Here is a 22,842-nt window from a genome sequence, read left to right on the forward strand (position 1 = left end):
GGAGCCTATTCCGCCAATCCCGTCAAAGGCAGCTTGGTTTCCTTCAACCGGCGCAGCACGAAGCAGGATTTGCTGTGCCGGATGCCCGGGATGCGGTAGAGCTGTTCGCGCAGCAGCCGTTCGTAGTCGCGGGTGTCGCGCACGGCGATGCGGATGTAATAGTCGTAGTCGCCCGAGACCAGGAAGGCTTCGAGGACCTCGGGTATCTGCGCCAGCGCCCGGCCGAACTCGTACAGCGTTTCCTCGCTGTGGCTCTCCAGGGTGACGTGGACGATCACTGTGTCCATGAAGCCCAGACTGGCCGGATCGATGTCCACCGTATAGCCGCGGATGACGCCTGCGCTTTCCATGCGCTTGATGCGGTTCCAGCACGGCGTGGACGACAGGCCCACCGCCGCGCCGATGTCGTTCAGGCTGGCGCGCGCGTTGTCCTGCAGCACCTTGAGTATGGCGAGATCAAATTTGTCCAGGTTCATTTTCTTTGATTCCTTAAAATCAAAGATAAATTTACTCCGTTCAGCGGTTATCCGTGGAAAAGAAGATAAATATTCTTCCGATCTACGAATAAGATAGATAGCATGAACGATCGCCTGCACCCCACCGCCGCCGCCGCGCTTGCCGCCACTGAACGCCCCGCTGACAACGGGGCGAAAATTCTGCTCGATACGCTGATCGCGTGTGGCGTGGATACCATTTTCGGGTACCCCGGCGGCGCGGTGCTGCCGCTGTACGACGCCCTGTACGCCGAGCCGCGCCTGCGCCACGTGCTGGTACGCCACGAACAGGCCGCCGTGCATGCTGCCGAAGGCTATGCCCGCAGCACCGGCCGCACCGGCGTGGTCTTCGTCACTTCCGGTCCGGGCATGGCCAACACCACGTCCGGCCTGCTGGATGCCATGTGCGATTCGATCCCGGTGCTCTGTATCAGCGGCCAGGTTGCCACGGCCGCCATCGGCACGGACGCCTTCCAGGAGTGCGACGCCATCGGCATCTCGCGCTCCGTGACCAAATGGAATACGCAGGTCCGTTCGGTGGACGACGTGGCAGCGGTGACGGCCCGCGCTTTTGAGCTGACCCGCCAGGGCCGCCCCGGCCCGGTGCTGCTGGATTTCCCCAAGGACGTGCAGCTGGCCGTGCCTCGCGACGCGGACGATGATGCCGTGCCCTCGCAACAGAAGCTGGCCGCGCTGCGCGCACGCCGCCAGGCGGGCAAGCTGGCGCCCAAGCTGCCGCAGTCGGCCGTGCGTCGCGCCGCCGCCTTGATCGCGCAGGCCAAGCGCCCCATCTTCTACGGCGGCGGTGGGCTGGTGAACGCCGGCCCCGAGGCCTGCGAGGCCTTTACCGACCTGGTGCGCCACACCGGCGCGCCCTGCACCCTGACCCTGATGGGCCTGGGCGCATTCCCCGCATCCGACGCGCAGTTCGTCGGCATGCTGGGCATGCACGGCACGGTCGAGGCCAACCTGGCCATGCATAACGCCGACCTGGTGGTCTGCATCGGCGCCCGCTTCGATGACCGCATCACAGGCAAGCTGTCGGAGTTCTGCCCGCATGCGCGCAAGATCCACATCGACATCGACCCGGCTTCCATCAACAAGGTGGTGCGCGTGGACGTGGCGCTGGTGGGCGACTGCCTGCCGCTGGTGCGCGCGCTGCGCGCCGAACTCGGCGAGGAACCCATGGACGCGGCGCGGCTGGCGCCCTGGTACAAGCGTATCGACGCCTGGCGCGCCCAGGACTGCCTGGGCTATACCCCGGCGGCCGACGCGATCCTGCCGCAGCATCTGATGGCGCGCCTGAACGACGCGCTGTCCGACCGCGATGCCATCGTTTCCACCGACGTGGGCCAGCACCAGATGTGGGCCGCGCAGTACCTGCGCTTCGACAAGCCCAACCGCTGGCTGACCTCCGGCGGCGCCGGCACCATGGGCTATGGCGTGCCCGCCGCCATCGGCGCGCAGGTCGCCCATCCGGACAAGACCGTGGTCTGCGTCAGCGGTGACGCGTCGGTGCTGATGAACATCCAGGAACTGTCCACCGCCATGCAGCACCAGACGCCCGTCAAGGTCGTGTTGTGCAACAACGGCTACATGGGCATGGTGCGGCAATGGCAGGAGCTGATCCACGGGGGGCGCTACAGCCACAGCTACAACGCCTCGCTGCCCGACTTCGTGGCGTTGGCCCGCGCCTTCGGCTGGGGCGCGGCCCGCGTGGACGATCCGGCAAAGCTGGATGCCGCGCTCGCCGAATGCCTGGCGCATGACGGCCCCTACTTCCTGGACGTGGCGGTCGCGGCGCAGGAGAACTGCTTCCCGATGATGCCTGCCGGGCACGGGCATCAGAAGATGATGCTGGCCGAAGGCGTCTGGTATCAGGACGAGACGACCTGATCGCCGCTGGGCTGCATGCGCAGCCCAGCGCCCTGCTTCAGAACTGAATCGACAAGCCGCCGTCCACCACCAGCACGTGCCCGTTGACATATGACGCCGCGGGCGACGCCAGGAATACGGCGGCGCCCGCGATTTCCTCCGGTTCGCCCCAGCGTCCCATGGGATTGCGCGTGGCGATGCGCGGGCCCACATCGGGGTCCGCCACCATGGCGGCATTGGTCTCGGTGGCGAAGGTGCCGGGCGCGATGGCGTTGCTGGTGATGCCGTGGCCGCCGAACTCTGCCGCCAGCGCGCGCACCATGCCCGTCAACCCCTGCTTGGCCGCGGGATAGACCGCATCGCCCGAGCGCGCCAGCTCGCCCACCACCGAGGTGATGGCGATCAGGCGGCCGCTGCCCTGGCGCACCATGCGCTCGGCGGCAAACTTGGCCAGCAGCATGCCAGCGACCATGTCGGTGTCGATAAGCTCGCGGATCTCGGCGGGACTGGTGTCGCGCAGCGTCTTGCGGTTGCGCGCGCCGACGTTGTTCACCAGGATGTCCAGGCGGCGGTGGTCGCGGTCTATGTCCTGGAAAGCGCGTTCCATGGCGGCGTCGTCGCTGATGTCAAAAGGCAGCGCATGCGCATCCAGGCCGGCGGCGGTCAATTCAGCCGCCGCGGCAGCGACGGCTTCTGCGTTGCGGCCGTTGATCAGCACGCGCGCGCCGCAGCCGGCCAATGCGCGTGCGATACAGAAGCCCAGCCCGCGGGCGGAGCCGGTCACCAGGGCGACTTGTCCCGTCAGGTCGAAGTTGCGCAGATACGGCAGCGTGTTCATGTCAGTCGTCCAAAGTGCTCTATCTCAATCAGGGCCGCGCGGATCCGGCTCCGCCGGTCCGCAGCGGCGCCCCCTGGGGGGAAGCGCGCAGCGCTGCGGGGGGGGATTTATCTATTCTCGGAATTCCGGCGCCCAGTGCAGCAGCCGGCGTTCCAGCCAGGTCACACAATAAACCAGCGCGATGCCGACGATGGACAGCAGCGTCACCGCCGCGAACATGTCGGTGGCGTTCAGCGTCGCCAGCGCGGTGATCATCAGATAGCCCATGCCCGTGGTGGAGCCGACGAACTCCGCCAGCACCACGCCGATCAGCGCAAAGCTGATGGCATTCGGCAAGGCCGCGAAGGTCCACGCGGCCGCGGTCGGGATGCGCACGCGCCACAGGATCTGGCGCGGCGAGCCGCCCAGCGTGCGGCAGAAATCCACCAGTTCGCGTTCTACTGCGCGTCCGCCCTTGTAGGTGTTGAAGAACACCAGGAAGAACACCACGAACCATGACGTCACCACCTTGGAGGCAAGGCCCAGGCCGAAGAACATGGTGATGAGCGGCACGAAGGCGATGCGCGGCATCGAGTTGAAGGCCACGATGAAGGGATTGAACACGTCGGCCAGGAAGCGGCTGCGGCTGAGCGTCATGCCCACCACGAAGCCGCTGCCCACGCCCACCAGCAGTCCCACCATGGTGGCCTGCAAGGTCAGCCACAGGTGCGGCCAGACCGAACGCGGGCCGGGCTGCAGCCATTCCCACAGGCGCACGGCCACGCGCGAGGGCTGGCTGATGAAGAAGGGATCGAACAGTGTGTTCTGGGCGAACCAGGGGATGCGCGTGAGTATCTCCCAGGAGCCCAGGATGACGGCAAGTATCAGCACCTGCCACAGGGTGATGCGCAGCCGGCGCGCGATGCTGGCGCGGCGGTCCAGCCGCAGCTGGTCCTGCAGGGAATCGGCGGAGTAAGTGGTGGTCATGACGCGTAGGGATTCAGGCGGCGGCGCGGAACTGCTGTCCCAGCACACTCCAGAGGCTTTGCACATGGGTCACGAACTGTGGTGTTTCGCGCAGCGTGAAGACATCGCGCGGATGCGGGATCTCGATGCGCTCGTCCAGCAGCACGCGGCTGGGCGGGCCGGACAGCACCACCACGCGATCGGACAGCAGGATAGCTTCGTCGAGGTCGTGCGTGACCATGACGATGGTCTGGCCCAGCTTGCGCCAGATCTCGATCAATTCGCGATGCAGGTGGGTCTTGGTGTGCGTGTCCAGCGCGCCGAAGGGCTCGTCCAGCAGCAGGATGCGCGGTTCGACCGCCAGGCTCATCAAGAGCGCCACGCGCCGCCGCATGCCGCCAGACAACTGGTGCGGAAAGGCGTCGGCGAACTGGCTCAGGTGGCCCATTTCCAGTAGTTCCGCCACGCGGCGCTCGATCTTGTCGGCGGCCACGCCCTGGAACTTCAGGCCCAGCGCCACGTTCTTCCTCACGCTGAACCAGGGCAGCAGCGTGTCCTTCTGGAAGATGTAGCCCAGGGCCGGCGGCACCTGCCCGTCCACGATCCGCCCGTCCACGTGGATCGTGCCGGTGGTGGGGCGCAGGAAACCCGCGATCATGTTCAGCAAGGTGCTCTTGCCGCAGCCGGACGGCCCGACGATGGAGACGAACTCGCCTTCCGGGATCGTCAGGCTGACCTCGCCCACTGCATGCGTGGTGGCCTGGCGCGTCTGGTAGGCCTTGCCCACCTTGTCCAGCGTGATCATCAGAGGCCCCGGGCGCGGCGCACGAAGCTCATGTTCACGCAACGGTCGTAGGGCACGGTCTTGATCTCGTCATTGGAGAACTGGCGGCCGTCGCCCATGATGGCCGTCATGCGGTCATAGGCGTCCTGGGTGATGATGTTGTCCTTCAGGAACACCGTTTCCTTGTAGACGCCCAGCGTCTTCTCGATGGCGGCGCGCGGAAAGGCGTTCAGGTAATCGTCGTAGATCGCGTCGGTGACGGCGGCGGCGCTGTTGGCGCTGATGAAGTCCTGCGCACGGACCAGGGCGGTCACGAAGGCCTGCACCACTTCCGGGCGCTTCTGGATGGTGTCCTGCAGGGTCAGGGCCGCGATGCCGGGCACGTCGCCGCCCATGAATTCGTTCCACGAACTCTCGGTCGTGGCGTCGAAGATGGGCACGCCCCAGCCTTCCTGTTGCGCCTGTTCCATCATCGACATGGTGGCCATGCTGGCGGACACGGAGCCGGTCTTGAGCGCGCCCAGCATGGTGGCCAGGTCGCCCAGCGGGCGGATGTCAACCTTGTCGGCCACGCCGGCCTTCTGCATCAGGTACAGCGCCATCAGCCAGGTGCTGGACTGCGGCTGGGTCGCGCCCACGCGCTTGCCGGCCAGGTCCTTCAGCGATTTGATCTTGCCGCTTTCAAAGTCCTCGCGGCGCACGATGACGTTGGCGTAGGTGAGCTTGCGGTCAAAGCCGAACACCAGCGTGGCGGGCTTGCCGGCCAAGGTGAGCGCGGGGGCGGCCGTGGCGGCGGTGGCGCCGAACGCGATCTGGCCCGCGGCCAGCAGCTGGTTGGTGCGCGGGCCGCTTTGCGAATTCAGGTATTCGACTTCCAGCCCGCCTTCGCCGAAGTAGCCCTTTTTCAGCGCCACATAACCCGCGGCAAAGAACGGGTCGATGCTGCCCTGGCCGTAGACGACGCGGCCCAGCTTGGGCTGGGCGAACGCGACGCGGCCATTGACCAGGCTGATGCTGGCCAACGCGCCTGCGGCGGCCAGCACGCGGCGGCGGGTGGTGAAGTCGGGGCTGTTGCTCATGTCGTCCTCGGAATAGGTCTGGTTGCAGCGGTTTGGCGTAGACAATACCCCAGCAACTGGCGTCCAACAATGGAAAACGCCCGGTTGCCCGGGCGTCGTGCGCGATGGTCGGGAGGCGGCGGCGCCAGGCGCCGCGCCCGTTTTACGCGGCGGTTTTTTTCGGCGCAGCCTTCTTCACCGCTTTCTTGGCGGCCGTTTTCGTGGCCGTCTTGGTGGCGGTCTTCTTTACCGCGGCCTTCTTGGCCGGCGCTTTCTTTGCGGCGGTCTTGGTCGCGGTCTTGGCGGCCGTCTTGGCCGGTGCGCGGCCGGGCTTTTCAGGACGCGGCTCGAACTCGAAGCCGATCTTGCCGTCCGGCTGGCGGACGAGGAAGGCCTTGAACTTGCGGTTGGTGCGGCTGGAGACGAAGCCGTCGAGCAGGTCGGTGCGGCCATTGGTCAGCAGCTTTTCCATCTGCTCGCGCGAGATCTCCTGCTGCAGGATGACCTTGCCCGAACGGAAATCGCAGCTCTTTTCGGGGCCGACGGATTTCTCGCAGACGTAGCTCATGCCGTGCTCGAACACGCGCGACTGGCACTTGGGGCAGGAGCCCACCGGTGTGTGGCCGGAGAAGTCCACGGCCTCGGAGTCGTCCTCGTCGTTCTGGCCGAAGTCGAATTCCAGCTTGTACTCGTCGCTGATGCGCAGGATGGCGGCGAACGGACGGCCCATCTTGCTGATGAAGCCTTGCAGCGGACCGATTTCGCGCTTGGCCAGCAGTTCTTCCACTTCGGGCAGTTCGAAGGTGCGGCCGCCCGGATGCTTGCCGATGGAAAAGTCGCAGGCGGTGCAGGCAAAGCGGCGATAGTTTTCCTTCACTACGGCGCCGCACTTGGGGCACGGCGTCTGCAGCGTGGCGTAGTCGCCCGGCACCGTGTCGCGCTCGTATTCCTTGGCGCGCTTGACGATGACCTGCGTCATCTGCGCGATCTCGCGCATGAAGGCCTCGCGGCCCAGTCCGCCCTGCTCGATCTGCTTGAGCTTGTGCTCCCATTCGCCGGTGAGTTCCGGCGAGGTCAGTTCGGTCACGTCCAGGCCGGACAAGAGCGTCATCAGCTGGCGCGCCTTGGCGGTGGGCACCAGGTCGCGGCCTTCGCGGCGCAGGTAGCTTTCGTTGAGCAGGCCTTCGATGATGGCGGCGCGCGTGGCCGGCGTGCCCAGGCCGCGCTCGGACATCGCTTCGCGCAGTTCCTCGTCGTCCACCAGCTTGCCCGCGCCTTCCATGGCCGACAGCAGCGTGCCTTCGTTAAAGCGCGCCGGCGGTTTGGTGGTCAGGCCGACGGCTTCCACGTCCTCGGTGCGCACGGTCTCGCCGTCCGCCACGGGCACCAGGTTGGCGTCTTCGCCTTGCGCTTCCTTGCCGTAGACGGCCAGCCATCCCGGGCTGACCAGCACCTTGCCGTCGGTGCGGAAGCGATGCCCCTGCACTTCGGTCATGCGGGTGGTGACGCGGTATTCCGCGGCGGGGAAGAACACCGCCAGGAAGCGCTTGAGCACCAGGTCGTACAGCTTGGCCTCGGCCTCGCTCAGGTCGTGCGGGATCTGCAGCGTGGGGATGATGGCAAAGTGATCCGACACCTTCTTGTTGTCGAAGATGCGGCGGTTGGGCTTGACCCAGTTCTCGCTGACCACCGTGCCGGCGTGGCGGGCCAGGCCGCCCACCGCGTTGGAGCCGCCCTGCGCCAATGCGCGCATCGTCTCCTTGACGGTGTTGATGTAGTCCTCGGGCAGGTAGCGCGAGTCGGTACGCGGGTAGGTCAGCGCCTTGTGGCGTTCGTACAGGGTCTGCGCCAGCGCCAGCGTGGTCTTGGCCGAAAAGCCGAAACGGCCGTTGGCCTCGCGCTGCAGCGAAGTCAGGTCATACAGGGCCGGCGACATCTGGGTCGACGGCTTGGACTCTTCCGTGACGCTGCCGGGCTGTTCGCGGCAGGCGGCCACCACGCTCTGGGCGGCGGCCTGCGACCACAGGCGCGATTCGCGCTTTTCGGGGTCGCGGTCGTCTTTCTTGAATTCCGGGTCGATCCAGCGGCCTTCGTACAGGCCGGCGGCCGCCACGAAGGTGGCGCGCACCTCCCAGTAGTCGCGCGGCACGAAGCGGCGGATACGCTCCTCGCGTTCGGCCACGATGGCCAGCGTGGGCGTCTGCACCCGGCCGACCGGGGTCTTGAAGAAGCCGCCGTCCTTGCTGTTGAAGGCGGTCATGGCGCGGGTGCCGTTGATGCCCACCAGCCAGTCGGCTTCGGCGCGCGAGCGCGCGGCCGCTTCCAGCGGCTTGAGCTGGACGTCGTCGCGCAGGTTGGCGAAGGCTTCGCGGATGGCGGCCTGGGTCATCGACTGCAGCCAGAGGCGCTGGATCGGCTTCTTCACGCCCGCGTACTGAATGATGTAGCGGAAGATCAGTTCGCCTTCGCGCCCGGCGTCACAGGCGTTGATGATGGCATCGACGTCCTTGCGCTTGGCCAGGCGGACCAGCAGCTTGAGCCGTTCGGCCGATTTCTTGTCGGTGGGGCCCAGTTCGAATTCGGGCGGAATCACGGGCAGGTGCGTAAAGCTCCACTTTCCCTTGACCGGATCGTTGGGCGCGACCAAGCTGAGCAAGTGGCCGATGCTCGACGCGAGTACGTAACGTTCGCTTTCAAAATAGTCGCCCTCGCGCGCAAAGCCTCCCAAGGCGCGTGATATATCGAGGGCTACCGAGGGCTTCTCGGCAATAATCAGCGTTTTATTCATGTGTATCCAGTGGCGGCAGTCCCGCCGTAGTAGCGCGGATAATAAGATCGGAGATTCGCCAGATGCAAGTCGGCACTGAAAGACAAGCGGGATCCGAACTACACGCCTGGCGTCAATTTCTGGCGCGCAGCACCCTCTGGCTAGGTGTTTTGCTGCTGGGCAGCGCCGCGGTTTGCTGGGTCGCCGCCAATTGGCAGGACATGACAAAAGTGCAGCGCTTCGCCGGCGTTCAGGGCCTTCTGGCGGTTTGCGCGCTGGCCGCTGCCTGGACCGGATTGCGCCTGCGGGCCAGTCCAGGGGTGCGGCGCACCATACCGGGCGCCCTGCTCGCCCTGGCTGGCATCCTCTTGGGAGCGCTGCTCGCATTACTAGGCCAAACTTACCAGACTGGCGCCGATACCTGGGAACTGTTCGCCTGGTGGGCGTTGCTGCTGCTGCCCTGGGCGCTGGCCGCCGGCAGCCAGGCCGTCTGGCTGCTGTGGGCGCTGGTGCTGAACGTGGCCGTGGCCTTGTGGCTGGGCGAGCGCGTGTTTTCCTGGATGCTGATATTGGGCGGCCCGGGCGTGCCCGGCCTGATGATGGCCGGCCTGAACCTGCTGCTGCTGCTGGGCTGGGAGCTGGCTGCCCGCCGCTGGCGCGCCAGCACCCTGGTCGGTCCGCGGGTCCTGGCTGCCCTGGCGATCAGCGTGCTGGTGCTGACCCAGATGCTTGGCGACTTCCTGGGCCGCGGCCTGGGCCTCTATAACGGCATCGCCTGGGTCGCGGTGACCCTGGGCCTGGGCTTCTATTATCAGAAGGGCCGGCGCGACCTGATCATCCTGGCCATGTTGGCTGCCGGTGTCATTTGCGTGTCGTTGCGGGTGGCGGGCGAATGGCTGCTGCGCCTGGAGCCCGGTGTCTGGGCCGCGCTGCCGCTGGCGGCGCTGCTCATGGCCGAGGCCGTCTGGGCCGCGCGCTGGCTGCGGCGCCTGGCGGGCGATCCGCAGGCGGCCGTCGCGGCGAGCGCGGACGCGGAGCCGGCCGCCGCCTCGGCCGGCAACTCGGTGGACCCGGCGGACAGCGGGGCGCCCGTGGCGCAGCTGGCGGCGGCTCCGGCGCCTCAGTCGGATCCGCCCTGGTACGTGCAGTGCCTGCTGGGCCTGAGCGCCTGGTTGGCGACCTTGCTGCTACTGGTGTTCATTGCCTTCTCGGGCTTTATCACCACGGAAGGCGGCGCACTGGTGGCCGGGCTGGTGCTGTGCGCGGCCGGCGTGGCGGTGCTGCGCAGCGACGCCGGTCCGTTCTGGCGCCAGTGCGGCACGGCCATGGCTTTCGCCGGGCAGATCCTGATCATCTTCGGGCTGTCCAGTTCGACCTCGTTCGCCAGCGCCTGCGTCTTCGTGCTGCTGATGGCGGCCACGGTCTACGCGGTGGGGCCCGACGTCATCCTGCGTTTTCTCAGCGGCCTGCTGATCGCGGCGGCGGGCGCGGGCCTGATCTGGCGCGTGTTGTCGCCCGACCTGGGGCAAGAGGACCTGCTGGACGCCTGGATGGCGTTCGACGCCCTGCGCGCCACTTTCCTGTGGCTGCCCATTGCCGTGACCGGGGCCTGGGCCACGGCCGTCATCTTTACCGTCAGCCACCGCCTGGGCGGCAAGCGCGCCCATGCCCTGCAGCCGCTGGGCTGGGCCTTCCTGCTGTCGGTGCAAGGCATGGTGTGGCTGGCCAGCGGCATCTCCATCAAGCAGTTGCCCGCCATGTGGCAGTTGAATCCGCATACGGCCGTGCTGGTCGCGGCCGGCGCGCTGCTGCCCGTGGCGGCGGCCTTCGCGGTGCTCTGGCCGCGCCGCCACATGCTGACGGCGGGCGTCACCTGGGGCGTGCCCATCGGCCTGCTGATCCTGGCGCTGTTCTGGCTGCCCAGCCCCGGCGTGGGCTTCGCGCTGGCCTGGCTGCTGCTGGGCTTCGGCTTGAACCAGTCCCGCGTGGTGGTGTTCGGCGTGATCAGCCTGTTGGCGTATCTGGGCGTCTATTACTACCAATTGGACGTGCCGCTGCTGCAAAAAGCCTTGTGGCTGGGCGGCGCCGCGCTGCTGCTGTTCGTGCTGCGCGCCCTGGTCTGGCTGGTACCGCGCCTGATGCGCACCATTGCGCCCAGCCAGCGCGGCGCACTGCCGCCGGTATCGGCGCCCTTGCGCTGGCGCACGCTGGCCATCCTGGGCGGCCTGGTGCTGGTGCTGGCGGTCACCAACGGCGGCATCTGGCAGCGTGAAAAACTGCTGGCGTCGGGCAAGGTGGTCATCCTGGAACTGGCGCCGGTGGATCCCCGTTCGCTCATGCAGGGCGACTACATGGCGCTGAACTTCGCGGCCAGCCGGGAAGTCACGCGCCTGCGGCTGGGCGGCGAGCGTCCCGAAGCCGAGGACTCCGTCATGGGTTACGAGCCGGACGGCTATGTAATGCTGCAGACCGACGCGCGCGGCGTCGGGCAGCCGCTACGCATCCAGCCCGACACGCACCCGCATACCGATGCCGAAGTGCCGCTGCGCTACCGCATCCGCGACAACAGCGTGCGCATCGTGACCAACGCCTATTTCTTCCCGGAAGGCCAGGCCGAGCGCTATCAGGTCGCCAAGTACGGCGAGCTGCGCGTGGCGGAAAACGGCGAGGCCCTGCTCGTCCGGATGCTGGACCAGGACCTCAAGCCGCTGTAGCGGCGGGCAGCGGGAAACGCCGCGCCCATTGCGCGGTGGCTTCCCGCAGGAAATGGCCGCGGTCCGCGGCATCGACGGGGTCGAAGCCCAAGGCGCGCCAGGCGGCCATCAGCGCCGCCAGGGGCGCGCCGGTATCGATGGGCGGGGCGCCGTTCTGCTTGGACAGTTTCAGGCCGCTGGAAGCGTCCAGGATCAGCGGTACGTGCAGGTAGCGCACGGGCGGCAGCCCAAGCAGCCGGCCCAGCACGCGCTGGCGCGCGGTGGAACTGAGCAGGTCCGCGCCACGCACCACATCAGTCACGCCTTGCGCGGCGTCGTCCACCACCACCGCCAATTGGTAGGCCCACAGGCCGTCGGCCCGCCGCAGGGCGATGTCGCCCACGGCTTGCGCCACGTTCTGTTCCTGCGGCCCCAGCCAACGGTCAACGAAATGTTCCACGCCTTCCGGCATGACCACGCGCCAGGCGCGGGCCTCGCGGCCTGGTGGCAAGCCGTGGCGGCAGGTGCCGGGATACGGCCGTTCGCCGTCGGCCCCGGGCGCGGTCTGGCCGCGCAGCGCCGAATCGGCGATTTCGCGTCGCGTGCAGCCGCAGCCGTAGATCAGCCCGCGCGCGGCCAGCGAGTCGAAGGCGGCTTGATAGGCGTCGCCGCGGCGCGACTGCCACATGATGTCGCCGTCCCAATCCAGGCCCAGCGCGCTCAATTGGCCCATGATGACCTCGGCAGCGCCGGGCACCGTGCGCGGCGTGTCCACGTCTTCGATGCGCAGCAGCCAGCGCCCGCCATGGGCACGCGCGTCCAGCCAGCTGGCCAGCGCGGCAACCAGCGAGCCCGCATGCAGCGGGCCGCTGGGACTGGGGGCGAAGCGGCCGACGTAATTCACGATGGGACGCCCGCGCGGCCATGCGCGCGGGTAAGGAGTAACGGCATCAAGCGACGCGGATGCCGTTCAATGCAGCAAGCGCGTGCCGTCTTCGTCCAGCAGCTCTTCCAGGACCAGGTTGTCGATCTCGGCTTCCTGGCTCCAGAGAACCATGAGGGCGATGATCTTGATCTTGGACAGCGGCACGGGCGTTTCCGGCGACGCCAGGCCCCGGTCGATGACGATTTCGCGCAGCGGCGCGGGCAGCACGCCAGCCGATTCCAGGAAGGCGATGAAGCCGATGGATTCGGTACCGAGCTGCTGGTATTCGTTGTCGGTGTAGATCCGGGTGCCGGTGGCGGGGGCCTGGGCGAGATCGACGCAGCGTTCGGTGGTTTCGGCCAGGCCGTACAGCCAGCCCAGGGCGTCGTCGATGTCTTCGTGCTCGAAACCGGCGGCGGCAAGCCGCTTTGCGAGCACGTCCGCCGCAGGACAGGCTTGCGGCGTGTAGTAATTCTCGTACAGATAAACCAGGATATCGAACATATGGCGCAGTTTTGTGCCTGTTTGCACAGTCGGCCCGCATATCGGCAGACCAGCAAACATGAATTTTACTTTACGCTGATTTATAGGGGTGGGCAACCGGCCGGAGGGTGGAATGTTGTATGAAGTCACCTTGCCTCAAAACGCGCACATTTTTACCCTAAATGCTGCCAATATTCATGATTCGAGGCAAAAAGGGGCAGACCGATAAGGTCCGCCCCTTTTTGTTTTCGGGTGGCTGATCAGGCCGCTTTGGGCGCGTTTTCCAGCTTGAGCTGAGCGATCTGGCGCATGAACACCGGGATGCAGATTGCCAGCCCGATCAGGCCGCTGGTCAGGCCCGGCAGGATGGTCAGCAAGGCGCCGATGGTGCACAGCCAGCGCTCCCAGCTCTTCATGCCCACCAGCATGTAACGCGAGAACGCCGCCGACAGCAGTACCAGGCCGACCATGCAGCCGAACAGCGTCACGAAGAAGTCATACCAGGTGAAGCCCTGCACCGAGATCAGCAGCGACGGCGAGAACACGAACACGAAGGGCACGATGAGCTTGGTGATGCCCAGCCTGAAGGCGGTGTTGCCGGTCTTGAATGGATCGCTGCCCGCCATGCCCGCCGCCGCATAGGCCGCCAGCGCCACGGGCGGTGTAATGTCCGCCAGGATGCCGAAATAGAACACGAAGAAGTGCGCCGCGATGGGCTGCACGCCCAGCTGCACCAGCGTGGGGGCGGCCACCGCCACCATGATCAGGTAGTTCGCCGTGGTGGGGATGCCGCAGCCCATCAGGATGCAAACCAGGCCGGTCATGATGAGCGCCGCGATCAGCGTGAGCGTCTGGGTATTGGCGATGGCATCGGGGATGACCGTTGCCGCGCCGCCGGCGATCGCCTGGGCCGCCGAGATGACGATGTACGAGATCTTGAAGCCCACGCCTGTCAGCGTGACCACGCCGATCACGATACCCACGGTACCCGCCGCGGCGCCCACTGCAAGCGCGTACTTGGCGCCGGTCTCGAAGGCTTCGTACAGGTCGCGCAGGCGCAGCCGCTGGAACGGATTAAGCAGGCCCACAATGATGCAGCCGGTAATGCCCGCGAACGCCGCCAGGTAAGGCGTGCGGCCGCTGGCCAGCACGCCGATCAGCAGGATCAGCGGGATCAGGGTGGGCCAGCGCATCTTGAACGACTGCTTGAGCTTGGGCATTTCTGCTTCGGTCAGCCCGCGCAGCCCTTCGCGCTTGGCCTCGAAGTGCACCTGCATGAACATGCCGAAGAAATACAGGAAGGCCGGGAAAATGCCCGCGATCGCGATCTGCTGGTACGGAATGCCCAGGAATTCGATCATCAGGAAGGCCGCCGCGCCCATGATGGGCGGCGTGATCTGTCCGCCCGTGCTGCTGGCGGCTTCCACACCGGCCGCGAAGTGCCGCGGGTAGCCGATGCGGATCATGGCCGGGATGGTCAGCGAACCCACCGTCACCGCATTGGCGACCGAGGAACCCGACAGCATGCCGAACATGGCAGAGCCGAACACCGACACCTTGGCCGGCCCGCCGGCATAGCGGCCGGCAATGGTGGAAGCGACGTCCAGGAACAGCTGGCCCAGGCCGATACGGGTGGCCAGCACGCCGAACAGCACGAAGTGGAACACGTAGGTCGCCACCACGCCCACCGCCACGCCGTACACGCCCTGGCTGGTCAGGTACATGTGGTTGACGATCTGGGGCCAGGTGTTGCCCGCGTGTTGCAGCAGTCCGGGGAAATACGGACCGAACATGGCGTAGGCCATGAACACCAGCGCGATGATGGGCAGCGGCCAGCCCATGGCGCGCCGGGTGGCTTCCAACAGGCCGATCAGCAGGATCGAGCCCATGAACACGTCTATGGGCAGCGGATTGCCCACGCGGAAGGCCAGGTCCTCGAAGATATAGGGGATGTACAGCACCGACAGGGCCAGTGCGATCGCGATGATCCAGTCGTACAGCGGAATGCCGCCGGGCGCGTACCAGGTGGACTTGGGCTCGCGCGTGTAGTGCGACTTGGAAAAGCCGAACACCAGGAAGATCAGGCTGAGCACGAAAGCCAGATGCACCCCGCGGTGCGTGGCTTCGCGCAGCAGGCCGAAGCCGGCCGTGTAGTAGTGGAAGATGGAGAGCGTTACCAGCAGGCCGGAGACGATCCAGGTCGCCGTCTTGTCCAGCGGCCGGAAGCGGATTTCCGAATCGTACTTCTCCGCCAGCTGCTGGGTTTTTTCGTGATCAATTTCCATCGCAGTAATTCTCTGGGTGATTCAGCAAGCAGGGCCGCTCGTGGCGGCCCTACTCAAGCGCGGCGCGTTGCGCCGCGGACATGCACTGCCATCCCTGCGCCCCCTGGCCGCGCGGCACGCTAGTCGCATGACCTCGTCGCCACTGATCGGGGCCGCGTGGATCCGGCTCCGCCGGTCCACTGCGGCGCCCCTGGGGGAAGCGCCGAAGGCGCTCGGGGGGGCCTACTTCAGCAGCCCGATTTCCTTGTAGAACTTTTCAGCGCCCGGGTGGAACGGAATGCCGGCGCCCTTGACCGCGTTGTCGCGGGTGATGAGCTTGCCCTTGGCGTGGCCGTTGTCCAGGGTCTTGCGGGTGGCGTCGCTGTACAGCGCCTTGGTGACGTCGTACACCACCTGCTCCGGCAGCTTGGCCGAGGTGACCATCTGGGCGTTGACCGAAATGGTCTTCACTTCACCCACGTTCTGGTAGGTGTTGGCGGCAATGGTGTCCGGCGTGAAGAATTCCTGCTTGGCGCGCAGCGCGTCGATCTCCGGGCCAACCAAGGGCACGATCTCGATGCCGGCGCCGCTGGACGCCAGTTCCGCGATGGCGCCTGCGGGGGCGCCGCCCACGAAGAAGAAGGCATCCAGCCCGCCATCCTTGAGCTTGTCGCCGGCTTGGTTGGGCTTCAGGTATTCGGCCTTGATGTCCTTGTCGGTCATGCCGTAGGCGCCCAGGATCAGACGCACGTCCACCAGGGTGCCGGAACCCGGCTCATCCATCGACACGCGCTTGCCCTTGAGGTCGGCCACGCTCTTGATGCCTGCGCCCTTGCGGGCCACCAGGTGGATGCTCTCCGGGTACAGCGTGGCGATCAGGCGCAGGTCTTGCGCCTTGGGCTTGCCTTCGAAGGTGCCGGTGCCGCTATAGGCCCAGAAAGCGACGTCGGACTGCGTGAAGCCCGCTTCGAAGGAACCGCCCAGAATGCCGTTGATGTTGGCCACCGACCCGTTGGAGGCGACCGCCGTGGCGACCAGCTTGCCGGGTTGGGACACCGCGTTGGCGATGATGCCGCCGATGGGGTAGTAGGTGCCGGCCGTGCCGCCCGTGCCGATGCGGAAGAATTGTTGCGCTTGCGCGGTGCCGGCGGCGCCGACGGCGGCGGCCGCGATGGTCAGGGCGGTGATCCAGGTCTTGAGTTTCATGCGAGCTTCTCCGAATTCTTGCTGACGGGTATCAGTAATGTGATTTCTGCCGATGGGCGAATTCCCCCGGCAAAATCTGCCTCCCCTCGGGGGCTTTCTTTATGATGAAATTCTGTCATGCCCGTCCCCTGTAGCCAATGATTACAGGGCTATGGTTTTCCAGGGGGTCGCATCGCCCAAGGTTATGGGCGGTCCCGCTTTGGTTATGGTGTGCGCTTACATCCCAGCAGTGCTGATAACGGAGTTTCCAAGATGTCCCAGGAAGTCATACGCGGCATTGCGCTGCCCCCCGCCGCCCAGCCGGACGATCCCCTCGCCCGCGTCGATACCCCCAGCCTGGCGCTGGACCTGACCGCCTTCGAAGCCAACCTGCGCGCCATGCAGGCCTGGGCCGACCGCCACGAAGTCGCCCTGCGGCCGCACGCCAAGGCCCACAAGTGCCCGCAGATCGCGCTGCGGCAGGTGGCATTGGGCGCGCGCGGCATCTGCTGCCAGAAGGTCAGCGAAGCCCTGCCCTTCGTGGCCGCCGGCATCCGCGACGTCCACATCAGCAACGAAGTCGTCGGCCCGGCCAAGATGGCGTTGCTGGGCCAGCTGGCGCGCGCGGCCAAGATCAGCGTCTGCGTGGACAACGCCCAGAACCTGGCGCAGCTGTCCGCCGCCATGGTGCAGGCCGGCGCCCAGATCGACGTGCTGGTGGAAGTGGACGTGGGCCAGGGCCGCTGCGGCGTGTCCGACGACGCCACCGTCCTGGCGCTGGCGCAGCAGGCGCGCGCGCTGCCAGGCCTGAATTTCGCGGGCCTGCAGGCCTATCACGGGTCGGTGCAGCACTACCGCACCCGCGAAGAACGCGCCACCGTCTCCCGCCAGGCCGCGCGCATCGCCGCGTCCTACGCGCAGCTGCTGCGCGAAAGCGGCATCGCCTGCGACACCATCACCGGCGGCGGCACCGGCAGCGCGGAGTTCGACGCCGCCAGCGGCGTCTATACAGAATTGCAGGCCGGCTCCTATGCCTTCATGGACGGCGACTACGGCGCCAACGAATGGGGTGGCCCGCTTAATTTCCAGAACAGCCTGTTCCTGCTGTCCACCGTGATGAGCACGCCCACGCCCGACCGCGTGGTGCTGGACGCCGGCCTCAAATCGGCCTCCGCCGAATGCGGCCCGCCCGCCGTCTATGGCGAATCCGGCCTGACCTGCACCGCCATCAACGACGAGCACAGCGTGGTGCGCGTCGAACCCGGCGCCACGGCGCCCGCGCTGGGCAGCGTGCTGCGCCTGGTGCCCGCGCATGTGGACCCCACCTTCAACCTGCACGACGGCCTGGTGGTATTCAAGGATGGCGTGGTGCAGGACATCTGGGAAATCTCCGCGCGCGGTTTCTCGCGCTGAATCGTGATGCAGCAGCCGGTCTCCTTCGATTGGAAGATTCCCCTGTCCGACGTGCTGGACACGCTCAGGCAAATCTATTCGACCCGCCACCCGGCGCTTGCATCCGCGCGCCTGGACCTGCTCCGGTCCGTCATGAGCGACGACCGGGCCGACGACTTCCTGCCGGCGCTGGGCCAGGAGCTGGAGTCGTTGGGGCTGGCGCTCATCGAGCAGCGCGAAGAGGATGACGCGATTCGTCTGCTGATCGTGCCGCAGGCCGAGGCAGACAATCTCAAGACGCACATACAGGCGCGGGGTTGGGAGGCCGTTGCACATCGCCAGGAAGGGGCCGCGGCTGGCGCCCAGGCGGCCCTGCCCAAGCCGGCTTCGGGTCCGTTGTGCGGCCCCGAGGACTATCTGGACATTCCCTACGCCGTAGCGGTGGCTCCGGGATGGGCCTGCGCCGCAATGGAGGACTGGGAAGGCCCGATGCTCACCGACCTGCGTGCATGGCCGGCATTGCGCGCGATCGCTGGCAAGTTTCCGGCGCGGCGCGGGCTGCTCGCTTCCTGCGTAAGCCTCAGCGGGGTACATGCCTGGATCGAACAGGGGCCGGACGGACTGTCCAGCACGCCTTATGCGCGTCTGCTGCATTCCGGCCAGGTCGAGCTGCCTTCTTCAAACCGGCCCGGCATGCCCCTGCCGCCGCGCGCCGCGCAAGTGCAACGCCGGACGCCGGAATTCAGCCTGGGGTTTGCGGGCGACGATCTGCTGCTGGTGGACCGTGGCATGGTCTTTCTTTATCCCGCCTACGGGCGCCAGGAAGGGGACTGCGCCGCGGAGCCGACGCTGCTGCACACGGCGCCCGCGCAACGCCGTCCCGTCAGTGACAGGTCCGCCGTCATTCTTACGCCCGACGGCCGTACCTGCGTGCTGTGCCGCGGCCAACTGCTGGAGTTTCGCGAAGGGCGGCTGCATCCCTTGCCGCTGTCTTATGCCGTGCCATTGTCGGGCGACATCTCGCATCCCGTGGCCTTGGGCGACAGTGCCATTGCGTGGCTGGAGGACGACATGCTTTGCCATGCTGGCCTGGATGCCGGCGCTGTTCATCAGCGCGAAGTGGCGCATCTGCCTGCCGGCGGCATGACGCTGCAAGCGCTGCAGGGCGGCTGGCTATTGCTGGGCCACTGGCATGCGCCGCATCGAAGCATGGACCTGGGCCAGCTCTGGCATCCGGCGTCGGGCCAGTTGCTTCGAATCCGCCATGGTGCGCTGGACCTGGATAGCGGGATACAACAGTGGGTCGGCCTGCCAGGCGGCGAGGTCGTGGCGGGCGGTCAGACGCGCTACGCGCGGCTAGGCCGTTTCGACGCCCTGCTGGGCCGCCTGGACGCAAAAGCGCCATAGGACGCAACGCGTAAGCGCAAAAAGGCCGGCGCGCCTTCAGCGCGCCAGCCGTCCAGGCAGGCTACCGGTTCAGGACTTACTGGGCTTTCTGCTGGATCTTCTCCCCGCCACGTTCGATGTCCTTGCCGGCGCCTTCCATCGTGTTGCAACCGGCCGTGATGGCGGTGATTGCCAGCAGCAGCGCAAGCCAGATTCGATGCGTCATTTTTTTCTCCTTTCGGCGTTCATGGGCGTAGCGGGTCATGCCGACAGGCAGCCGCGCTATTTCTTGTTCAGCAAGTCCCGTGCCTGATCCTTGGCTTCGCCCACGTTGCGCTGCACCTTGCCCACGGTTTTCTCCGCTTTCCCTTCGGCTTCGGTCTCGCGGTTGCCGGTCAGCTTGCCTGCCGTTTCCTTGATCGAGCCTTTGACTTCCTTGGCTGCGCCCTTGATGCGGTCGTTATCCATGTTGTCGCTCCTAATTCCAGGTTGCGTGAAACCGCGCTGGAGAGGCCTGCGAAACCTGACTCCGGCTGCGGACGAACCCACTATAGGAAGCGCATGGCACGCGCGTAAGAAGCGCGCGCATCAGATCGACTGGTACTTTTCTACCGAATCTTGTGGACCCGTTTTTGAGCCTGCTTGCCAGGCGGCTTCTGCGCCTGCTTGCGCGCCGGCTTTTCATATCCCACGATGCCGCGCTGCCGCGCCCAGATGATGGCGGCGCTGCGCCGGTGCACGTCCAGCTTGCTGTACAGCGCCGCCACATGATTGCGCACCGTGTTGCGCGACAAGTGCAGGCTGGCCGCGATCTCCGGATCCGTGTGGCCCTGGCACATCAGGCCCAGGATCTCGCGTTCGCGCGGCGTCAGGTCGGCCAGTTCGCCTTGCCCCTGCGGCGCGCCCTGGGGCGTGCGGATCTGCGCCAGTTTCTCGATGACGGTGCGGCTGAACCACGAGGTGTCCTGCATCACCGTCTCGATCGCCTCCATCAGCTCGACCTCGTTGCGCTTGCGCTCGGTGATGTCCTGGATCGCGGCCAGCACGCAGGGCTGGTCCTGGATCGACACCGGCGCGGCCGACACCAGGCAGTCCAGCAATGCGCCGTCGCGCGTGCGCAGCGCCATTTCCTGGCTGCGCACGCTGGCGCCCTGCTCCAGCGAGGCCATGGCGCGGTCATAGGCTTGCGGGTCCGTCCATAGCTGTGCCAGCGCATCCTCGTCGCGCGCCAAGGTCTTGGCGTCATAGCCGGTGGTCGCGACGAAGGCATCGTTGACCTCCAGTAGCTTGCCTTCCGTGGTGCTCAGCGTCATGGGCACGGGCGCCAGACGGAACGCCGTGGCAAAGCGCTGTTCGCTATCGCGCAGCGCCGTCTCGGCCTTGCGGCGCGGCTCCAGGTCGTTGAAGGTGAACAGCATGCAGGGCTGCTCCGCGACCTCGATGGGCTGGCCCGCCACGATCACCAGCTTGCTGCCGCCGCCCTGCACCGCGATGATGGTTTCCGTCTGCGGAATGGTCGTGCCTTCCGCCAGCCGGTGCAGCGCATCCTCGCGTTGCGGCGTATCGCCCAGCACGTCCAGCTGGCGCAGCGTCTTGCCCAGCACCTGTTCGCGCGTGTAGCCCGTCATCGCCAGAAAACCGTCATTGACCTTGATGTGCCGCAGATCCGCCAGCGAGCAGATCACGGCCGGCGCGGGGTTGGCGTTGAAGGTGCGTTCGAAACGCTCTTCCGCGCTATAGCGTTCGGTCACGTCCAGCAGCACCAGCACCATGCCTTCGGCAGCGCCCTGCGCATCGCGCAGCTCCAGATTTCGTACCTGATGCATGCGGCTGAAGTCCGGATCGCGGCGGCTGGTCACTTCCACCACCACGTCCTTGTAGGTCTCGCCCGCCAGCGCGCGGTCCAGCGGATACTGCGCCGCGCGCAGCGCGCGGTGATTGCGGTAGCGCAGCGAAAACGCCTTGCGGTAGCCGGCAGCGGTGCCGCCCAGCGCGGCCAGATCCGTCACCCCATGCATGGCCAACGCAGTGTCGTTGGCCCAGACGATGCGCCGGTCCTGGTCCAGCAGGATGATGCCTTCGATCAGGCCGTCGATGATTTCCAGCAGATGGCGGCGCTCCGTGGTGAACGCCGTGGCAGTCTTCTTCATTCCGGCTCCTGGTTGAGCAAGAGATAAGAAGAAAGTACTAGATAAAGTCGTCCTGCGTGATCTGGGCGAGCGCGAACCTGGCTTCTATCGTGGACTTGCACGATACGCGTGCCGCTGCGCGTGAGCGCTACACGTGAATCTTCAGGAGACATCCATGAACACGAACCAGAAGCCCGGCGATCCCGCCAACCAGACCGGCATCGATCCGTCCCAGCGTCCCGGACAGGAGCCGGGCGATGCGCCCGAAAAGCAGGCTCCCGGCCAGGTGCCGGGCCAGCCCGGCCCCGATGATACTGATCCGGGCCGCATGCCGCCGGAAGTGCCCGGCAACCCCGGACAGCCCGCAGAAAAGCCCAGGCAGCCTGGCGAGCCCGGACGGCCGGGCCAGCCGGGTGATCCGGCCTAAGCCGCCATAGCTTTACCTCAGCCCCTCATGCAAACCGCCCCGGCGATGCGGGGCGGTTTGCTGGGGGCATGACGTCTTGCGCGTCCGTCAGTCGACCTGAGCGCCCGACTGCTTCACCGCCTCGCCCCACTTCTTCACTTCGCCGGCAATGAAAGTGCCGGTCGCCTCAGGCGTCAGTGGCATCGGCTCTGCACCGCGGTCGCGGAAGAACTTCTGCATGTCCGGCGAATTCAGCACCTGGCCGATCTGCTTGCTCAGATAGCCCGTCACCTCGGCCGGCGTATCGCGCGGCGCCAGCACCGCCGCCCAGCCGATGGCCTCGAAACCCGGATAACCCGATTCCGCCACCGTCGGCACGTCCGGCAGCTGCGGCAGGCGCTTGGCCGTCGTCACCGCCAGCGCCACCGCCTTCTTGCTCTGCACATGCGGCAGGCCGGCAGTCACCGAGTCCACCATCAACGGCACCTGATGCCCCAGGAAATCCGCCTGCGCCGGGCCGCTGCCCTTGTACGGAATGTGGCGGATGTCGATGTTCGCCGCCGCCTTGAACATCTCGGCCGACAAATGCTGCGTGCCGCCGATGCCCGCGCTGGCATAGGCCAGCTCGCCCGGATTGGCGCGCGCCTGCGTCACCAGCTGCTTGAGCGAGGTAATGCCCGAAGCCGGCGTCGCCAGGAACATCAGCGGCACCGAGAACACGCCCGACACCGGGGCGAAATCCTTGGTCAGGCTGTAATTGATGGTCTTGTACAGCGTCTGGTTCACCGCCGCGGCAGAGCCCGCGATCACCAGCGTATAGCCGTCCGGCGTCGCGCGCGCCGCCTGCTCCATCCCGATATTGCTGCCCGCGCCCGCGCGGTTCTCCACCACGATGGGCTGCTTCACGGCCGCGCCCAGCTTTTCGGCCAGCGCGCGCGCAAAGATATCGGTCGCCTGCCCGGGCGGGAACGGCACGATCAGGCGGATGGGGCGCTCGGGATAATCGGCATGCGCGGTCGCCGCGGCCGTCGCCAGCGCCAGGCCGGCGGCAAGACTGGAAAGAATACGTTTCATGATTGGTCAGTAAAAAGCGACAAAGGGCTGCGCGCGGGGTCGCGCCTGTTGCATAAAATAGAGCGCCCGCGTTGTCTGCCCTTTTGAGGCGGCCCGGGGCGGATCGGCTGGGGGTACGTCACAATAGCATCCCCCCCGTCGGTG

19 protein-coding genes are annotated in these 22,842 nt (G+C 66.6%); 5 read left to right on the forward strand and 14 right to left on the reverse strand.

Going from position 1 to position 22,842, the window contains the following annotated elements:
* Positions 1-5 precede the first annotated feature (5 nt).
* Positions 6-476: an Lrp/AsnC family transcriptional regulator gene (locus IB268_RS00495; RefSeq protein WP_013390823.1), complete on the reverse strand. Its 471-nt coding sequence runs from the start codon at positions 474-476 to the stop codon at positions 6-8.
* A gap of 93 nt (positions 477-569) precedes the next feature.
* On the opposite strand from IB268_RS00495, the gene ilvB reads away from it, so the two are divergent.
* On the forward strand, positions 570-2,390 hold the full coding sequence (gene ilvB / locus IB268_RS00500; protein WP_119449794.1) for a biosynthetic-type acetolactate synthase large subunit: 1,821 nt from the start codon (positions 570-572) through the stop codon (positions 2,388-2,390).
* A 37-nt stretch (positions 2,391-2,427) separates the two neighbouring features.
* Here ilvB and IB268_RS00505 read toward each other — a convergent pair whose 3' ends face one another.
* The 5 genes from IB268_RS00505 to IB268_RS00525 form a co-directional block, all read right to left on the reverse strand.
* A complete protein-coding gene (locus IB268_RS00505) occupies positions 2,428-3,207 on the reverse strand; it encodes an SDR family oxidoreductase (protein WP_175181619.1) in 780 nt (259 codons plus the stop codon).
* Positions 3,208-3,318: 111 nt separating this feature from the next.
* Positions 3,319-4,173: an ABC transporter permease gene (locus IB268_RS00510; protein ID WP_054455713.1), complete on the reverse strand. Its 855-nt coding sequence runs from the start codon at positions 4,171-4,173 to the stop codon at positions 3,319-3,321.
* A 13-nt stretch (positions 4,174-4,186) separates the two neighbouring features.
* Positions 4,187-4,957, reverse strand: a complete 771-nt coding sequence (locus IB268_RS00515) for an ABC transporter ATP-binding protein (protein WP_054455711.1) — start codon at positions 4,955-4,957, stop codon at positions 4,187-4,189.
* Positions 4,957-6,015 (reverse strand): ABC transporter substrate-binding protein, encoded by a 1,059-nt coding sequence (locus tag IB268_RS00520; protein ID WP_119449796.1) that lies wholly within the window; start codon positions 6,013-6,015, stop codon positions 4,957-4,959. Before IB268_RS00520 ends, IB268_RS00515 begins: the two co-directional genes overlap by 1 nt.
* A 142-nt stretch (positions 6,016-6,157) precedes the next feature.
* Complete coding sequence (locus IB268_RS00525; protein ID WP_119449797.1) at positions 6,158-8,782, reverse strand: DNA topoisomerase III; 2,625 nt, start codon at positions 8,780-8,782, stop codon at positions 6,158-6,160.
* Between the two features lie 62 nt (positions 8,783-8,844).
* On the opposite strand from IB268_RS00525, the gene IB268_RS00530 reads away from it, so the two are divergent.
* Positions 8,845-11,475: a GDYXXLXY domain-containing protein gene (locus tag IB268_RS00530; protein ID WP_192353672.1), complete on the forward strand. Its 2,631-nt coding sequence runs from the start codon at positions 8,845-8,847 to the stop codon at positions 11,473-11,475.
* On the opposite strand, the gene gluQRS is transcribed toward IB268_RS00530, so the two are convergent.
* The 4 genes from gluQRS to IB268_RS00550 all read right to left on the reverse strand — a co-directional run bounded on the left by gluQRS (position 11,462) and on the right by IB268_RS00550 (position 16,332).
* The gene (gluQRS, locus tag IB268_RS00535) at positions 11,462-12,358 is read right to left on the reverse strand and encodes a tRNA glutamyl-Q(34) synthetase GluQRS (protein WP_119449799.1); all 897 of its coding nucleotides are present in this window, start codon (positions 12,356-12,358) and stop codon (positions 11,462-11,464) included. The genes IB268_RS00530 and gluQRS overlap by 14 nt on opposite strands.
* A 66-nt stretch (positions 12,359-12,424) precedes the next feature.
* Positions 12,425-12,883 carry a DUF494 family protein gene (locus tag IB268_RS00540; RefSeq protein ID WP_042795808.1) on the reverse strand — a complete coding sequence of 153 codons (459 nt, stop codon included), beginning with the start codon at positions 12,881-12,883 and terminating at the stop codon, positions 12,425-12,427.
* A 239-nt stretch (positions 12,884-13,122) separates the two neighbouring features.
* A complete protein-coding gene (locus IB268_RS00545) occupies positions 13,123-15,147 on the reverse strand; it encodes a TRAP transporter permease (RefSeq protein WP_054455701.1) in 2,025 nt (674 codons plus the stop codon).
* A gap of 222 nt (positions 15,148-15,369) precedes the next feature.
* Positions 15,370-16,332, reverse strand: a complete 963-nt coding sequence (locus IB268_RS00550) for a TAXI family TRAP transporter solute-binding subunit (RefSeq protein WP_054455699.1) — start codon at positions 16,330-16,332, stop codon at positions 15,370-15,372.
* A gap of 252 nt (positions 16,333-16,584) precedes the next feature.
* Between IB268_RS00550 and IB268_RS00555 the strand changes: the two genes are divergently transcribed.
* Together IB268_RS00555 and IB268_RS00560 are read left to right on the forward strand one after the other, a co-directional pair.
* Positions 16,585-17,724, forward strand: coding sequence for a DSD1 family PLP-dependent enzyme (locus IB268_RS00555; protein ID WP_192330693.1), 1,140 nt, complete (start codon positions 16,585-16,587; stop codon positions 17,722-17,724).
* Between the two features lie 6 nt (positions 17,725-17,730).
* The gene (locus tag IB268_RS00560; RefSeq protein WP_225591278.1) at positions 17,731-19,110 is read left to right on the forward strand and encodes a hypothetical protein; all 1,380 of its coding nucleotides are present in this window, start codon (positions 17,731-17,733) and stop codon (positions 19,108-19,110) included.
* 76 nt (positions 19,111-19,186) lie between these two features.
* On the opposite strand, the gene IB268_RS00565 is transcribed toward IB268_RS00560, so the two are convergent.
* From IB268_RS00565 to IB268_RS00575, 3 genes are all read right to left on the reverse strand, one after another.
* Positions 19,187-19,315 (reverse strand): entericidin A/B family lipoprotein, encoded by a 129-nt coding sequence (locus tag IB268_RS00565; protein WP_013390837.1) that lies wholly within the window; start codon positions 19,313-19,315, stop codon positions 19,187-19,189.
* Between the two features lie 56 nt (positions 19,316-19,371).
* Positions 19,372-19,557, reverse strand: coding sequence for a CsbD family protein (locus tag IB268_RS00570; RefSeq protein ID WP_013390838.1), 186 nt, complete (start codon positions 19,555-19,557; stop codon positions 19,372-19,374).
* Between the two features lie 140 nt (positions 19,558-19,697).
* On the reverse strand, positions 19,698-21,239 hold the full coding sequence (locus IB268_RS00575) for a helix-turn-helix transcriptional regulator (RefSeq protein ID WP_175212916.1): 1,542 nt from the start codon (positions 21,237-21,239) through the stop codon (positions 19,698-19,700).
* A 154-nt stretch (positions 21,240-21,393) separates the two neighbouring features.
* On the opposite strand from IB268_RS00575, the gene IB268_RS00580 reads away from it, so the two are divergent.
* Entirely contained in the window at positions 21,394-21,645 is a 252-nt protein-coding gene (locus tag IB268_RS00580) for a hypothetical protein (protein ID WP_054455691.1), read from the forward strand.
* Between the two features lie 87 nt (positions 21,646-21,732).
* Here IB268_RS00580 and IB268_RS00585 read toward each other — a convergent pair whose 3' ends face one another.
* The gene (locus tag IB268_RS00585; protein WP_192353674.1) at positions 21,733-22,698 is read right to left on the reverse strand and encodes a tripartite tricarboxylate transporter substrate binding protein; all 966 of its coding nucleotides are present in this window, start codon (positions 22,696-22,698) and stop codon (positions 21,733-21,735) included.
* Between the last annotated feature and the right edge of the window lie 144 nt (positions 22,699-22,842).

Origin of the sequence: Achromobacter sp. ACM01 (assembly GCF_014851745.1) — a bacterium.
GTDB classification, from domain to species: domain Bacteria; phylum Pseudomonadota; class Gammaproteobacteria; order Burkholderiales; family Burkholderiaceae_B; genus Achromobacter; species Achromobacter aegrifaciens.